Consider the following 250-nt stretch of genomic DNA (forward strand, 5'->3'; position numbering starts at 1 on the left):
TTCGCGGCACGCCCGTCAGGTCCAATAATCGGGCGCGGAATTCCCTATCAGATTGGCTGTATACGTCGACCGATATCCCAGATGAACCCGACCAGCTCGCGGGCGATCGCCGTAATCACTTTTGGCAGGGCCTTTCCGGTCGATGCCAACAAGCGGTAGCGCTGACAAAGACGGACCTGGGCTTTCCACGCGATGGCCCTGATATCCTCCGGCAAGCCTTCGACGCGCATTTGATATCGCCTCTCTTCGC

The 250-nt window shown here is 58.8% G+C and carries 1 pseudogene; it reads right to left on the reverse strand.

The features are described from left to right. Window positions 1–47: 47 nt before the first annotated feature. Window positions 48–250, reverse strand: a pseudogene (locus GFJ39_RS13995) (IS110 family transposase); the annotation flags it as partial.

This window comes from Gluconobacter aidae (assembly GCF_009547075.1).
Lineage (GTDB): Bacteria > Pseudomonadota > Alphaproteobacteria > Acetobacterales > Acetobacteraceae > Gluconobacter > Gluconobacter aidae.